This window comes from Phocaeicola sartorii JCM 17136 = DSM 21941, assembly GCF_054653615.1.
Map to the genome: position 1 here is coordinate 1,981,650 of NZ_BAAIFW010000005.1, position 15,006 is coordinate 1,996,655.

At 45.9% G+C, this 15,006-nt stretch carries 12 protein-coding genes; 8 read left to right on the forward strand and 4 right to left on the reverse strand.

From position 1 onward, the window contains the following. Positions 1-8: 8 nt before the first annotated feature. Positions 9-1,265: a clostripain-related cysteine peptidase gene (locus ACYQ0C_RS08290; protein WP_016276314.1), complete on the forward strand. Its 1,257-nt coding sequence runs from the start codon at positions 9-11 to the stop codon at positions 1,263-1,265. Here the strand turns inward: ACYQ0C_RS08290 and ACYQ0C_RS08295 are convergent. Beyond that, positions 1,249-1,647 (reverse strand): hypothetical protein, encoded by a 399-nt coding sequence (locus ACYQ0C_RS08295; RefSeq protein ID WP_016276315.1) that lies wholly within the window; start codon positions 1,645-1,647, stop codon positions 1,249-1,251. The two genes, ACYQ0C_RS08290 and ACYQ0C_RS08295, sit on opposite strands and share 17 nt — an antisense overlap. 101 nt (positions 1,648-1,748) lie before the next feature. Between ACYQ0C_RS08295 and ACYQ0C_RS08300 the strand changes: the two genes are divergently transcribed. Then, entirely contained in the window at positions 1,749-3,002 is a 1,254-nt protein-coding gene (locus ACYQ0C_RS08300; RefSeq protein WP_016276316.1) for an Nramp family divalent metal transporter, read from the forward strand. Between the two features lie 16 nt (positions 3,003-3,018). Here ACYQ0C_RS08300 and ACYQ0C_RS08305 read toward each other — a convergent pair whose 3' ends face one another. Both ACYQ0C_RS08305 and ACYQ0C_RS08310 read right to left on the reverse strand, forming a co-directional pair. Further along, positions 3,019-4,467: a potassium/proton antiporter gene (locus ACYQ0C_RS08305; RefSeq protein ID WP_016276317.1), complete on the reverse strand. Its 1,449-nt coding sequence runs from the start codon at positions 4,465-4,467 to the stop codon at positions 3,019-3,021. Then, complete coding sequence (locus ACYQ0C_RS08310; RefSeq protein ID WP_016276318.1) at positions 4,464-5,816, reverse strand: MATE family efflux transporter; 1,353 nt, start codon at positions 5,814-5,816, stop codon at positions 4,464-4,466. The genes ACYQ0C_RS08305 and ACYQ0C_RS08310 overlap by 4 nt, the downstream gene beginning before the upstream one ends. A gap of 89 nt (positions 5,817-5,905) precedes the next feature. On the opposite strand from ACYQ0C_RS08310, the gene ACYQ0C_RS08315 reads away from it, so the two are divergent. Genes ACYQ0C_RS08315 through ettA form a run of 4 tightly spaced genes read left to right on the forward strand, consistent with a single transcriptional unit; the run spans position 5,906 to position 10,338 of the window. Continuing rightward, the gene (locus ACYQ0C_RS08315) at positions 5,906-6,556 is read left to right on the forward strand and encodes an HAD family hydrolase (protein ID WP_016276319.1); all 651 of its coding nucleotides are present in this window, start codon (positions 5,906-5,908) and stop codon (positions 6,554-6,556) included. A gap of 52 nt (positions 6,557-6,608) precedes the next feature. Further along, entirely contained in the window at positions 6,609-7,430 is an 822-nt protein-coding gene (panB, locus tag ACYQ0C_RS08320) for a 3-methyl-2-oxobutanoate hydroxymethyltransferase (RefSeq protein ID WP_016276320.1), read from the forward strand. 15 nt (positions 7,431-7,445) lie between these two features. Continuing rightward, positions 7,446-8,612 carry an MFS transporter gene (locus tag ACYQ0C_RS08325; protein WP_016276321.1) on the forward strand — a complete coding sequence of 389 codons (1,167 nt, stop codon included), beginning with the start codon at positions 7,446-7,448 and terminating at the stop codon, positions 8,610-8,612. A 37-nt stretch (positions 8,613-8,649) separates the two neighbouring features. Beyond that, a complete protein-coding gene (gene ettA, locus ACYQ0C_RS08330; protein WP_016276322.1) occupies positions 8,650-10,338 on the forward strand; it encodes an energy-dependent translational throttle protein EttA in 1,689 nt (562 codons plus the stop codon). A 117-nt stretch (positions 10,339-10,455) separates the two neighbouring features. On the opposite strand, the gene ACYQ0C_RS08335 is transcribed toward ettA, so the two are convergent. Continuing rightward, positions 10,456-11,313, reverse strand: a complete 858-nt coding sequence (locus tag ACYQ0C_RS08335) for a DNA/RNA non-specific endonuclease (RefSeq protein WP_016276323.1) — start codon at positions 11,311-11,313, stop codon at positions 10,456-10,458. 124 nt (positions 11,314-11,437) lie between these two features. Here ACYQ0C_RS08335 and ACYQ0C_RS08340 point away from each other — a divergent pair, with 124 nt between their 5' ends. Together ACYQ0C_RS08340 and ACYQ0C_RS08345 are read left to right on the forward strand one after the other, a co-directional pair. Continuing rightward, a complete protein-coding gene (locus tag ACYQ0C_RS08340) occupies positions 11,438-12,787 on the forward strand; it encodes an alpha-L-fucosidase (RefSeq protein WP_016276324.1) in 1,350 nt (449 codons plus the stop codon). A gap of 18 nt (positions 12,788-12,805) precedes the next feature. Further along, the gene (locus ACYQ0C_RS08345; protein ID WP_016276325.1) at positions 12,806-14,845 is read left to right on the forward strand and encodes a sugar-binding protein; all 2,040 of its coding nucleotides are present in this window, start codon (positions 12,806-12,808) and stop codon (positions 14,843-14,845) included. Positions 14,846-15,006: the final 161 nt, after the last annotated feature.

Below are 15,006 nucleotides of genomic sequence, written 5' to 3' on the forward strand. Positions count from 1 at the left end.
TTTTTCTTATGAAAAAGATTCTGTTTATATTTTTAGCAGCCTGCTTTTTCTTCTCTTGCGAGAAAGAGGCAATCGTGATTCCTCAGCAACATGCCGGAAGAACAGTCCTGGCTTTTTTCTGGGCAAATAACAACTTGAGTGATAATTTACGTAGGAATATTCTGACCATGATGAACGGTTTGACGGAAGTTACGGACTCTGCCACGCTGCTGGTCTATTGGGATGGTTACGAGAACAGCACGGAACCCAATTGGAAGACGCCTACTATCCTGCGCTATACCACCAACGGACGAGGAGGCATCAATGGCTATTCTAAGGATGAAATAGAAGATATGTTCTCTAATTCCAGTACGGCTGATATTGTGGAAATCGGTGTGGTTGAGAAGAGTTATCCTTCCCAGATCTCGACGGAAAAACAGGTGATGCAGACTGTTATTTCCGACATGATGGAATGTTATCCGTCAGAAAGTTACGGTATCATATTCGGTTCTCACGGTTCCGGATGGTTGCCTACCATTACGGGAACCCGTTCTATCGGAGTGGATGGAGTGAATGCAAATACGGCTGTGATACCCGAACTGGTTGAGGTCTTGCGTACGGTAAATCCTCAAAAGTTTGATTTTGTCTTGTTTGATGCGTGTATGATGGGGTGTGCTGAGGTGTATTATGAACTGAAGGATGTTACCAAGTATTGCATCGCTTCTGTACTTGATATACCGGCAGACGGATTTCCTTACGCAAGTGTCATGCCTTATTTGTATGAAAATGCGATCAAGGATTATTTGGAATCAATCTGTAAAGATTATATAGATTATTATAACTATAATGGCTGGGGAACCATTTCGGCGGTAGATTGCAGTCAGATGGAAGGATTGGCGGAAGTAACCAGAAGTGTGATTCTGTCCCATCGGGATAACCTGAAGAATGTTGATACGGCTGATTTGCAACAGTATGGTAAAGTTGGTAACAACTTCAAAGGTTATGCATACGATATGGTACAATTTGTCGGAAACTTGACTGGAGGGACAGTTCCCGAGGAATTTATGCAGCAATTTAATAAAGCGGTCATTTATACAGATTATACCCCTAATCCTACTTCGTTCCTGTATAGGATAGATGGTAATAACTATTGTGGCATGGGGATGTATATCCCCAATTCATCCACCACTCCCAAATATTTGCTTTGGAATAATTATTTCAAGTCTTCCATAGCGTGGTATCATGTATCCGGATGGGCTGAGACAGAACCTATTTGGGGGAATTGAAGGAGAATTCGGCCAGTTGCTTTTTACTTGATCCCGAATAATAGATATAGTGAATGGAGGTGTTGAATTTCCGGTATTCCTCCATTTCCACCGAATTGTCTACTGCATCCTGCAGGGCTTGTTTAAAGGTGGCATAATGGGTGTTCATATAAATGGCGTTGTCCAGTTCCCCTGTGACACTGTAGAAATAACTCACAGCATTGTCTTTCTCATCATAACGGGTACTGTCCAGTGTAATCGTTTCGTTCATGCGGGTGGGGCAGGACCGGTTGGTCTTCTCGGCTGTCTGCTTGAATTTACGGACTTGTGAATGGTGGTTGTTATTACACCCTGCCAAAGTAAGAAAGCCTAGGGCCGCTATTATAATCGTTTCTCTTTTCATTATAAATGGTATTTTGAAGCGAAAGTAAACTATAAGTTTGAACAAAGCAAATGGATTTTTGTTTTTTATTAGTAAGTTTGTGCAAACAAAAAAAGTAAAACATGTCTCGCATTATAGATGAATTAAAACGTACGGACCACAAGCGTTATCTGGGTGGTCTTGATTTCTTTAAATATATTGGTCCCGGATTATTGGTTACTGTAGGTTTTATTGATCCGGGAAACTGGGCCTCGAATTTTGCAGCCGGTTCCGAATTTGGTTACGCGTTGTTGTGGGTGGTGACTTTATCTACCATTATGTTGATTGTGTTGCAGCATAATGTGGCCCATCTGGGCATTGTGACGGGATTGTGCCTGAGTGAAGCAGCCACGCAGTATTGTCCCAAGTGGATATCCCGTCCCATTTTGGGCAGCGCGGTACTGGCCTCCATATCCACTTCGTTGGCAGAGATACTGGGGGGAGCCATTGCCTTGCAGATGCTTTTGGGGATTCCCATTGCCTGGGGAGCTGTTCTTACTACGATGTTTGTCGTCATTATGCTTTTCTCCAATTCATATAAAAAGATAGAAAGAGCCATCATTGCTTTTGTATCCGTAATCGGCCTTTCGTTTCTGTATGAATTGTTTCTTGTAGATATTAACTGGCCTGTGGCGGTCCGTTCTTGGGTAGTGCCCGACATACCTCAAGGCAGTATGCTGATTGTTATGAGCGTGCTGGGAGCGGTGGTTATGCCGCATAATCTTTTCTTGCATTCAGAGGTGATACAGAGCCACGAGTACAACAAGCAGGACGAGAACTCCATTCGTAAAGTATTGAAATATGAATTCTATGATACGTTGTTCTCCATGATTGTGGGATGGGCCATCAATAGTGCCATGATCTTGCTGGCGGCCGCTACTTTCTTTCGTACCCGGACTCCGGTGGAGGAGTTGCAGCAGGCGAAGTCGTTGCTGGATCCGTTGCTGGGCAGCCATGCCGGAATCATTTTTGCCTTGGCATTGCTGATGGCGGGGATTTCCTCCACCATAACCAGTGGTATGGCGGCAGGTTCTATCTTTGCGGGTATTTTCGGGGAGTCCTATCATATCAAGGATATCCACTCAAAGGCAGGTATTTTGATTTCTTTGGGGATAGCATTGGTTCTTATTTTTTTTATTGAGAATCCCTTTTACGGCCTTATTGTCTCTCAGATGATTCTGAGTATCCAGCTGCCTTTCACGGTGTTTCTGCAAGTAGGATTGACCTCTTCCAAACGGGTGATGGGCAAATATGCCAACTCTCGGTGGAGTTCATTCGTGCTTTATACCATTGCGGTGATTGTCTCCGCATTGAATATCATGCTGTTGTTCAGTTGAGTTATCGACCAATAGCTTATTTCGTTTTGCTCTCCGAGATAATCAGCAGCTTGTCACCGGCATGCAGTTGCAGAGAGCCATTGGGGATCATGAACTCGTTCCCCCTTTTTACCAGCATCACCAGCATACCTTTAGGCAGGTTCATATCCATCAGCCTGTTTCCCTTTGCCAGCATTTCCTCTGTCAGTACGATATCGCGGAGGTCTGTATTGATTTCCTCTGGTATCTCCACTCCGAAATCATTTCCTGTTTTTTCCAGTGGCGTATCCAGATGGAGTAATTTGGCCATCCAGGAAATGGTCGTTCCCTGAACCACTAAAGACAATATGGTAATGAAGAATACGATATTGAAAATCTGAGTAGATCCCGGTACATCAGCCACTACCGGATAAGTGGCAAATATGATAGGTACTGCTCCGCGCAGTCCCACCCAGGAAATAAACAGCCGTGAGCTGATGTTCATCTTTTTAAAAGGAAGGAGGCAGAGCAGGACACTGAGCGGGCGGGCGAGGACAATCATGAAGATGCCGATCAAGGTTGCCGGTATGGCGATGGACAACATTTCATGGGGATTCACCAGCAATCCCAAGCTCAGGAACATGATGATTTGGAAGAGCCAGGTCATGCCGCTCATAAAAGTAGCGATCTCCTTACGGTTTACAATGCGTGCGTTACCCACCATCATTCCTGCTATATAGACAGCCAGATAGCCGTTCCCTTTACACAGGTCGGTCATGGTGAATGTGAAGAAAATAAAGCTCAGCAGCAAGATAGGATAGAGCGACTGGTTCTTCAAGTCAATCTTGTTGATGATTACTACCGCCAGTTTCCCCAACAAGAATCCTGATGCGCCACCCACCACAAACTGAATCAGGAACGAAGTCAGAATATCGCCTGCCCCCATGCCTGCCGATGTGATGAATTGTATCAGGACGATAGTAAGCATATACGCCATAGGGTCATTACTTCCGCTTTCCAGTTCCAGCATCGGGCGGAGGTTGTGCTTCAGGTTCATGCTTTGCGAGCGCAGGATATTGAACACGGAAGCAGAGTCCGTAGAGGACATGGTAGCCGCCAGCAGCATGGCCGTCATCAGGGACATGGTAATGCTGACATTCGAGAACCCGGAAATCCAATAAATAAAGAATCCGGTGAAAATAGTAGTAAGCAACACGCCGAAGGTGGAAAGCAGTATGCCTTGTGGCAATACAGGCTTGATGTCCGAGTATTTGGTATCCATGCCCCCTGAGAACAGAATGATGCTAAGAGCCATCATGCCGATGAACTGTGCCTCGCCCGCATCATGGAACTGGAGTCCCAGACCGTCGCTTCCGAACAGCATGCCGACCAATAAAAAAACAAGTAACGTAGGGATTCCGAACCGGTAGCCAGTCTTGCTCACTACAATACTTACGAACAATAGGATGGAGCCTATCAGGAGAATGTTTTCTGCATTAAATATCATACTTCTGTGATCTTGTTTAAATTTTTAATATGATGTGCCAGCATCAGGCAGGCGGTGATAAAAGCCAAAAGATCGGATACAGGCATACTGAGCCAGATGCCGTTCAGTCCCCACCAATGAGGCAACAACAGCAAGCAGGGCAATAAATACAGCAGCTGGCGGGACAGGGAGAGGAAGATAGAAATTTTCGCTTTCCCGATAGATTGGAAGAAACTGGAAATCACAATTTGTATTCCCACGAAAGGAAACATCAGGACTCCGATTTGCAACCCAGTGCGTGCCAATGCTGTAAGTTCTTTATCGTCTGTAAACATATTAACAACCAAATTAGGGAAAAGTTCGCTGAAAACAAAGCCCAGCGAAGTGATGCAGCCCCCTGCAATCATGCAATATTTCAAGGTCTGCTTCACCCGGTCGAATTTGTGTGCGCCATGATTATAGCCCACAATCGGCTGCATTCCCATAGTCAGTCCCATGATAACCATTACAAACAGCATCAGCAGGCGGTTCAATATGCCGTATGCGCCGATAGCCAGATCGCCCCCGTAGAGCAGCAAGCTTTTGTTGAATATAATGACAATGGCCGAAGCGCAGACATTCATCAGGAATGGCGACATGCCGATACTGAAGATATTCTCTATGATCCGTTTCCTTAATTTGAATATTCCTTTCTTGAAGCGGATATAACTTTTTTCCTGCATGAAATGGCTCAGCACCCATACCATGCCGGCAAACTGTGAAAGGATGGTTGCTGTAGCTGCTCCGCGGATTCCCCAGCCGAGCCAGAAAATAAAGACAGGAGCCAGAATAATGTTGCACCCCACCGTCAGCATGGAGGACAGCATCGCCTTTCGGGGATAACCGGTGGCACGCATGATGTTATTCAGCCCGATCATTACATAGGTGACAGGACTTCCTATTAATATAATCTGCATAAAGTCGCGGGCGTATGGCAACGTGTCATGGCTTGCCCCGAAAAAGAACAGAATCTGGTCTAGAAACAGCAGGGTGATGCCTCCGTAGAAAATAGAATTTATCACACAAAGCACCGTTACGTTTCCCAGCACCTTCTCGGCACCGTCCGTATCTTTCTGTCCCAGACGGATGGAAGAAATGGTGGCGCCACCCACCCCGACCAGTGTACAGAACGCCACCAGCAGGTTCATCAACGGAAAAGAAATAGCCAAGCCCGAGATAGCCATGGCACCGACACCGTGTCCGATAAACACACTGTCAATGATATTGTACAGTGATGTCAGTGTCATCCCTATGATGGCAGGAATAGAGTACTCTAGAAGCAGCTTTCCTACTTTTTCTGTACCCAGTATGTGCGGGTTGTTTTCTCTCATTCGCGTTTTTATTATTTTTAAGCTTTGCAAAGTTAGGAATATGGAGGATTATTCGGACCTTTGCGGAGTTAAATCAAACTAAAAGTAATATGAATTCAACAAAAAGCATGGCAGCTTTATTCGATTTTGACGGAGTGGTGATGGACACTGAGACTCAGTATAGCATATTCTGGAACGAACAAGGACGGAAATACCATCCGGAACTTCCCGAGTTCGGCCGGTTGATAAAAGGGCAGACCTTGACACAGATTTACACTAAATATTTTGCCGGAATGGAAGATGTGCAACGTGAAATTACAGAAGATTTGAACAATTTTGAAAAAAACATGTTATATGATTATATTCCGGGCGTAGAGGAATTCCTGAAAGAATTGAAGGAAAACGAGGTAAAGATAGCGATAGTCACAAGTTCAAATGAGATGAAAATGAACAATGTATATAAAGCACATCCGGAACTGAAACAAAGTGTAGACCGTATCCTCACCGCCGAAATGTTTACCCATTCCAAACCTGACCCCGAATGTTTCCTGTTGGGTGCGACAGTTTTTGACACTGTGCCCGGGAACTGTGTGGTGTTCGAGGATTCGTTTCACGGGCTTGAGGCGGGAAACCGTGCCGGAATGACTGTGATAGGACTGGCCACTACCAATCCCGAAGAGCAAATACGCGATAAGGCAGATGCTGTCATTCAGGACTTTAATGGGTTCAGTTTCGAAAAAATGAAGAATATAATGAGGTAATGTCAACTAAAACATCTACCTTTGCAGCCGTTTTTTATAAATTAAAGTAAATATGGCAGGATATATTTCAGGCGATACACGCAAAGTAACGACTCACCGGTTGGTGGAAATGAAGCAGAGAGGCGAGAAAATTTCTATGTTGACCTCGTATGACTACACGACAGCGCAGATTGTGGATGGCGCAGGTATTGATGTCATTTTGGTAGGCGATTCCGCGTCGAATGTCATGGCAGGAAATGTGACCACACTTCCCATCACTCTTGACCAGATGATTTATCATGGAAAGTCCGTAGTCCGTGGAGTGAAACGTGCGCTCGTTGTGGTGGATCTGCCTTTTGGTACTTATCAGACTTCCGAATACGAAGCGGTGACCAATGCGATCAAAGTTATGAAGATTACGCACGCCGATGCATTGAAACTGGAAGGTGGCGTGGAGATCATTGATGCGGTAAAGAAAATCATTGCTGCCGGCATTCCCATCATGGGACACTTGGGACTGATGCCGCAATCTATCAATAAATATGGAACCTATACAGTACGCGCCAAGGACGAGGAGGAGGCCGATAAACTGTTGAGCGACGCACATCTGCTGGAAGAGGCCGGATGTTTTGCGTTGGTGCTCGAGAAAATCCCCGCGTCACTGGCAGAGCGTGTGGCCAGGGAGCTGACCATTCCCGTTATCGGTATCGGAGCCGGCGGTGCGGTGGACGGCCAGGTGCTGGTCGTATCAGACATGCTGGGGATGACCAACGGTTTCAGCCCCCGTTTCCTCCGTCGTTATGCCGATTTGCATACAGTCATGACAGGAGCCATACAGCAGTACGTGGATGATGTGAAAAAAGGTGATTTCCCTAACGAAGACGAACAATATTAAAAAGTTTTTGCCGATATGTATGATGACTTCTTCTTTCCGTATGAAAAGGCGAAATTATGGACAGGGAATATGGTTTTGTTATCCCTTTCCAATTTTTTGCTTTATGTATCGCTATACATGATGCTTCCTGCATTGCCTTTATGGATGGTGCGGCATTGGTATTGCAGTTATGCGGAAGCAGGAGCGACCATTGCTGTTTTCGGGCTGGCCATGTTCCTTCCGGGAGCATTCAACAGCTATCTTATTGATACATTTAAACGTAAAAGTGTGTGCTTCATAGCGATGTTCCTGCTGGTAGCATCCAGTCTGTTATATCCATACGTCGCCACTGTAGGGCTTGTGGTGCTGGTCAGAGCGCTTCAAGGGGGACTGTTCAGTGTCATAACTATGACAACGGGCAGTACATTGGTGATTGATGTCACCGCTTCCCGCCGCCGCACGGACGCCAATATCGCTTTTGCATGGGCGGGCCGTTTTGGAATGGCGGCAGGTCTTGCCTTAGGGGTCTATATTTATCCTTATTGGAATTTTCACTATATCATTTATACCAGTGTGGCTTTAGGAACGTTGGCGTTGGTGCTGATTCCGGCGGTGAAAGTCCCTTTCCGTGCCCCGCTTAGTACTTTATGGTTCTCGCTGGACCGCTTTGTGTTGCCGCGTACCCTGTGGGCAGGTTTGAATATGATGATGGTAGCCATTGTTTTCGGCATATTGATCGCACATATTTATAATGAATTGTTTTATATCTGCATCCTGGCAGGTCTTATCCTCTCTTTGCTACTTTTGAGTTACGTACTTTCCCATGCTTCCGGCCGTTCGGAGGTGGAGTTGGGACAGGCAGCAATGATAGGAGGACTGTTATTGCTCAATTATTCCAATGGATTGATAAACAGTTATATAGCCGGCATCTTGTTGGGAATGGGGATCGGCACTACCGTGTCACGCTTCTTTATAAAAATGATCAGTCTGCCGAGGCACTGCGAACGGGGGACAGGAAACAATACCTATCAGTTGCTGTGGGAGGCAGGTGTGCTGGCCGGCTTCCTGTTTGAGAATATATGGACTGAGGGCCATCCCGATACCATTTACTGGATATGTATCGGTATCTGTGCCGTTCTGTTGCTGATGTATGAGCTCTTCACGCATCCGTGGTATTACAGAAAGATGGAGGAAAAACAATAAAATATAGCAACTTAAATAAATTAATAATAGAAAGAATATGGCAGACGACAAAAAGATTATCTTTTCGATGGTGGGCGTAAGCAAAGCTTTCCAGGCGAACAAACAGGTATTGAAAGACATCTACCTATCCTTTTTTTACGGTGCTAAGATCGGTATCATCGGTCTGAACGGTTCGGGCAAGTCAACGTTGATGAAAATCATCGCCGGACTGGAGAAAAGTTATCAAGGAGAAGTGGTGTTCTCGCCGGGCTACTCTGTAGGCTATCTGGCACAGGAACCGCATCTGGATAATGAAAAGACAGTGAAAGAGGTGGTGATGGAAGGGGTGCAGAACATTGTGGACACGCTGGCGGAATATGAAGAAATAAACAACAAGTTTGGACTTCCCGAATACTATGAGGATCCTGAGAAGATGGATGCGCTCTTTGCCCGTCAGGCAGAGTTGCAGGATATCATTGACGCTACGGACGCGTGGAATTTGGACAGCAAACTGGAACGCGCCATGGATGCGTTGCGCTGTCCGCCCGAAGACCAGCCGGTGAAGAACCTCTCGGGAGGTGAGCGCCGCCGTGTGGCATTGTGCCGCCTGCTGTTGCAGAAGCCGGATATCCTGTTGCTGGACGAGCCTACCAACCACTTGGATGCGGAAAGTATCGACTGGCTGGAACAGCATTTGCAGCAATATGAAGGTACGGTAATTGCCGTAACCCACGACCGTTACTTCCTAGATCACGTAGCCGGATGGATTCTGGAACTGGATCGTGGCGAAGGGATCCCCTGGAAAGGAAACTACTCCAGCTGGCTGGAACAGAAAACCAAGCGCATGGAGATGGAGGAGAAAGTGGCCAGCAAGCGCCGTAAGACTTTGGAGCGCGAGCTGGACTGGGTGCGTATGGCTCCCAAGGCCCGTCAGGCAAAGGGAAAGGCCCGTTTGAACTCTTACGACAAGTTGCTGAATGAAGATGTGAAGGAAAAGGAAGAGAAACTGGAAATCTTCATCCCGAACGGTCCCCGTCTGGGAAACAAGGTGATCGAGGCCAAAGGGGTGGCGAAGGCATATGGTGACAAGCTGTTGTTCGACAATCTGAATTTCATGCTACCTCCTAACGGTATTGTCGGCGTGATCGGTCCCAACGGTGCCGGTAAGACTACGTTGTTCCGCTTGATTATGGGACTGGAAACTGTAGACAAAGGAACTTTCGAGGTAGGAGAGACCGTGAAACTGGCATACGTGGACCAGCAGCATAAAGACATTGACCCCGCCAAGTCCGTTTATCAGGTAATCAGCGGTGGAAACGAGCTGATCCGTCTGGGCAACAGAGACATCAACGCGCGTGCCTACCTCAGCCGTTTCAATTTCTCGGGAGCCGATCAGGAGAAACTTTGCGGAATGCTTTCGGGTGGTGAGCGCAACCGCCTGCATCTGGCTATGGCGCTGAAGGAAGAAGGCAATGTGCTGTTGCTGGACGAGCCTACCAATGATATTGACGTGAACACGCTGCGTGCGCTGGAAGAAGGTCTGGACGACTTTGCGGGCTGTGCGGTGGTGATCAGCCACGACCGTTGGTTCCTGGACCGTATCTGTACCCATATCCTGGCTTTCGAAGGAAACAGCGAGGTATTCTTCTTTGAAGGATCTTATTCGGAATACGAAGAGAACAAGATGAAGCGTCTGGGCAATGAGGAGCCGAAACGGGTGCGCTATCGCAAGCTGATGGAAGATTAATGATATTTTTCCTGTTCAGACAGGGAGAGAAGAGAGGCGTATCAATCAAGGTGCGCCTCTTTTTGCATCGGATATCCATACGTATGTGTAAAAGTGTGCATTCTGACCTGTGACGAATTACGGTAATTCTTGTACCAGCTCCGCTTCAATTCTGTTTTCTACCTCATCCGGCAGGGCAGGAAAGAAGTCTATCTCCGTTCTTTTCTCTATACTATCTACAGTTACTACGTATTTTTTCAGTGGCTTATGTCCGGCGCTATTCGGGAAAATAAATCCCATGGCTTGCGGATTTTTCTTGTCATTTATCAGTATGACTTTATAGAAAGCATTGGGGACTGCCACTTTATTGTTGCCAATTCGTTTGGGGCGTTTGGTATCATATATAGGTCCGCAGGCAATATACACCGCTCCATATTTTTTTGCCCATTGGCGTGACTTTTCCTCCAGGTCATTCCAGTCACCGCGGTTCAGGTTCGGATTTTGCGGACAAATGTTGCTCATATAAAAAGATTCTTCCATGGCTTGTTTGCTCCATTTCATATCGGCGGCAGGTGCCATGTGCCCCCGGTCATATCCCGATTTGGTGTAATCTCCCGTGTATGCTTTGGCTCCACGTACGTCCGGGTCGGGCAGGAACTTGTCTGTCCGCTCCTCTTTTCCTTTTGTCTCTTTTTTAGTAAGTTCCCATGCTACCCATTGTGGGGTTTTGTAATCAGCGTTATAAGACAAGGTATATCCTTTACGTTTCAATACCTGGCCGCCTGTACTTGATTGCATCATCGGAATTTCCAATGCACCGCCATGCTGAGTCGGGGTAAGTATTTCGGGCTTTTCTTCATTGCTTTCGATGGTAGGAATCTTATCAAACAGTTTCCCGTCAAACAACTGATATTTATAAGCCAGAAGCCCCAGCAATACTAAAATAAGGACGATTCTCAGAGGACTATTGGATTGTTTCTTTTTCTTTGTGCTCATATTTGTTCTGTTTTAAGGGTGCAAAGATAGAATAAAATATAAAAATACATTATCTTTGTCCATTATATAGCTGTATATTTTAATAATACCGACATGCTATCCTAACTAATCAAACCTATTATATATGAAAAAGAACCGATTATCGTTGGCGTTCCTGGGTTTGCTGATCGCAGCTTCCCCTTTACGGGCACAGGATACGCCGCAGAATGAAACAGTCGAGCAGAAAGACAAGAGAATGGAATGGTTTTCACAAGCCAAGTTGGGGATCTTTATCCATTGGGGCATTTATTCCGTCAGAGGAGTGTCCGAAAGCTGGTCCTTCTTTAACAACTACCTGCCCTATGATGAATACATGGAGCAGGAAAAAGGTTTCACAGCCTCCAAGTATGATCCGAAAGCTTGGGTGGATCTGATTAAAGAGAGTGGAGCCAAATATACAGTGATAACCACCAAACATCATGACGGAGTTGCGTTATGGGACACCAAAGTGGGAGATATCAGCGTAGTGAAAAGTACTCCGGCAAAACGCGATCTCATAGCTCCCTTTGTAAAGGAAGTGAGAAAACAAGGATTGAAGCTTGGTTTCTATTATTCTTTATTGGACTGGTCTCATCCCGATTACCCTAACAAAACCCGTACGGAAGTACGTTATAAAAATGATCCTGAACGTTGGGCACGGTTCAACAAGTTCAATTTCGGACAATTGGCGGAGCTGAACAAGACCTGGAAGCCCGATCTGTATTGGTTCGACGGAGACTGGGAGCAAAGTGCGGAAGCATGGAATTCCAAAGGTATTGTAGATCTGCTCCGTTCGGATAATAAGAATGTGATTATCAACTCGCGCATACAGGGATATGGCGACTATGCCACTCCCGAACAGGGAGTGCCGGTGGTGCGTCCCGAGGATAAATATTGGGAGCTTTGTATGACCATGAATGATTCATGGGGATATCAGCATACAGACAGCAACTATAAATCACCCTATATCTTGCTTCGTACATTTGTAGACTGCCTGAGCATGGGCGGTAATCTTTTATTGGATATCGGTCCGAAAGAGGACGGTTCCATTCCAGAAGAACAGATTGCTGTGTTAAAGGAGTTCGGCCGATGGACCAAGAAGCATAAAGAGGCCATCTATGAAACTCGCGCGGGGATTCCTGCCGAGCATTTCCAGGGATATACCACACTGAATAAGGCGGGGGATATTCTTTATTTATACCTGCCTTACAAGCCTAACGGTCCGGTGGAAGTAAAAGGATTGGTGAACAAAGTGAACCGTATATGGGTGGTTGGTAACGGAGCTATGCTGAATTACAAGGTCTACAATAAAAATTATTGGAACTCAGTGCCGGGCAATCTCTACATTGATGTACCCCAACAGGTACAGGATGAACAGATCACCGTACTGGCCGTGTTGCTGGACGGACCGATCAAACTCTATCGCGGAGTGGGACAAGTGCAAGATAATAACTAACCTGAATCAGAAAAATAGATGAAAAAACTTATTTATACCCTGTTGCTTCTGCTGGTTACATTTCCGGCAATGGCACAAAGCCTTTTTGAACAATATGAACGTTTTCTGACCGAACCGCGTACTTATGTATGTTATCGTCCGGATGGAAAATTGAAAATAGATGGTAAACTGAGTGAAAGTTCCTGGAACAAGGCGGCAGCTACCGCCCCGTTTGTAGATATAAGCGGCGAAGGATTCCCTACTCCCAAGTACGGGACTACCGCCAAGATGTTGTGGGATGATGAGTATTTATATGTAGGAGCTGTTCTTCAAGAAGAGGATATCAAGGCGCGTCTTACCCAGCGTGATACCATCATCTATTATGACAATGACTTTGAAGTATTTATTGATCCGGACAGCGACGGACACAATTATTTTGAAATAGAAACCAATGCGCGTGGCGTGATTTTCGACCTGATGCTGGACAAGCCTTATCGTTCGGGTGGAAACTTCATGGTGCAATGGGACTGTCCCGGATTGAAGACTGCCATCCATTGTGAAGGTACGCTGAATAAATCAAAAGACAAAGATAAGTATTGGAGCGTGGAAATGGCCATTCCTCATCAGGCGCTGACCATGAACTTTAACAATCCGTTGAAGGCCGGCAATACCTGGCGCATCAACTTCTCGCGTGTGCAGTGGCTGAAGGAAAAAGGACCCGAGGAAAATTGGGTATGGACTCCCACCGGAAGAATTGATATGCACATGCCCGACCGTTGGGGATATCTTTATTTCGTAGACAAGAAAGTGGGAACCTCGCAAGATGAGTTGGTTTATCCATACAATCAGGCTATTTATAAATTGCTGTGGGCCATGTTCTACGCACAGCAGGATAATTATAGTAAACAACATAATTATCTGCGCGCCACAGAACAATTCTTTTTGACCGACAGGGAGTTGAAGGATCTTCCGGCTGATGCCCGGATTGCGGTGGAGGCGACTCAGAACACTTATCAGATCGCTATAACCAATCCTGTTGAAGGAGTCCGTTATGTGATAAATAATGAAGGACGTTTCCGGACAGAAAAGATACCTGCCCGTGAAGTTAAAAACTGGTTATGGATGCGTCTGAACAACCGTTCGGATGCCGAATGGCAAAAGTGGTTTGCGTTGTTGAAAGAATGTGGTATTTCGGGTGTCATGTTCGAGGGATACAATGAAAATATTTATCGCCTTTGCAAAGAAGCCGGTTTGGAGGCACATTATTGGAAATGGACGATGAACCGCAGGGAATTGCTGGACAAGCATCCCGACTGGTATGCCGTGAACCGTAAAGGCGAGTCTTGTCACGATAAACCGGCCTACGTGGATTATTATCGTTTCTTGTGTCCTAATCATCAAGGTGTGGCAGAGTATTTGGCAGAAGACTATGTAAAGGAAGCCCATAAGCCATACGTGGATGGTGTTCATCTGGATTATGTCCGTATGCCGGATGTAGTCTTGCCTGTCAGCTTATGGAAAAACTATGGTATCGAGCAGAAAGAAGAATTGCCGGAATATGACTATTGTTATTGTGATGTCTGCCGTGAATTGTTTAAAGCCAAAACAGGGCAGGATCCGTTGGAATTAAAGTATCCGATGGAAAACCAGAGTTGGATTAATTTTCGTCTGGATGCCATCACTCGTGTGGTGGATGCCATTACCAAAGCGGTGAAAGCCGATCATAAAGCTATTTCTGCCGCAGTGTTCCCGGGGCCATCCATGGCTCGCAAGATGGTGCGCCAAGATTGGGGAGAATGGACGCTGGATGCTTATTATCCGATGATTTATAATAAATTCTATTATGAAGGTCCTGAATGGATCGGTCGTTCGGTAAAGGAAAGCGTTGAAACGGTGAATGGTCGTGCCAAGATATATGCCGGACTGATGTTTGGTGACATTAAGGACAATTTTGAAGAGGCGCTGGATGAAGCATACAATAACGGGGCATCCGGTGTATCCTTCTTTGATGGTCCGGATGAAGAATATTTGCATAAATTCAAAGCTTATCTGGATAAGAGAGGGTTTGTAGTGAAGTAATAACCCCGGACTGATAGATCCTTATATCAGAGAAATAAATCTCTTTTTAGCGGTCACTTTCGATTTTTATCGTAAGTGGCCGCTTTTGCGTTTTATCATTTGTCCTTTCGATGAGTGCGGAAAAGGAAATTATGTGTCCCTTTTTGTCCTTTTGGGGATTT

Coding starts and splice junctions, on each gene's coding strand:
- ACYQ0C_RS08300 (WP_016276316.1), top strand. CDS start 1,749: ATGTCTCGCATTATAGATGAATTAAAACGTACGGACCACAAGCGTTAT.
- ACYQ0C_RS08345 (WP_016276325.1), top strand. CDS start 12,806: ATGAAAAAACTTATTTATACCCTGTTGCTTCTGCTGGTTACATTTCCG.
- ACYQ0C_RS08310 (WP_016276318.1), bottom strand. CDS start 5,816: ATGAGAGAAAACAACCCGCACATACTGGGTACAGAAAAAGTAGGAAAG.
- ACYQ0C_RS08305 (WP_016276317.1), bottom strand. CDS start 4,467: ATGATATTTAATGCAGAAAACATTCTCCTGATAGGCTCCATCCTATTG.
- ACYQ0C_RS08335 (WP_016276323.1), bottom strand. CDS start 11,313: ATGAGCACAAAGAAAAAGAAACAATCCAATAGTCCTCTGAGAATCGTC.
- ACYQ0C_RS08295 (WP_016276315.1), bottom strand. CDS start 1,647: ATGAAAAGAGAAACGATTATAATAGCGGCCCTAGGCTTTCTTACTTTG.
- panB (WP_016276320.1), top strand. CDS start 6,609: ATGGCAGGATATATTTCAGGCGATACACGCAAAGTAACGACTCACCGG.
- ettA (WP_016276322.1), top strand. CDS start 8,650: ATGGCAGACGACAAAAAGATTATCTTTTCGATGGTGGGCGTAAGCAAA.
- ACYQ0C_RS08340 (WP_016276324.1), top strand. CDS start 11,438: ATGAAAAAGAACCGATTATCGTTGGCGTTCCTGGGTTTGCTGATCGCA.
- ACYQ0C_RS08315 (WP_016276319.1), top strand. CDS start 5,906: ATGAATTCAACAAAAAGCATGGCAGCTTTATTCGATTTTGACGGAGTG.
- ACYQ0C_RS08325 (WP_016276321.1), top strand. CDS start 7,446: ATGTATGATGACTTCTTCTTTCCGTATGAAAAGGCGAAATTATGGACA.
- ACYQ0C_RS08290 (WP_016276314.1), top strand. CDS start 9: ATGAAAAAGATTCTGTTTATATTTTTAGCAGCCTGCTTTTTCTTCTCT.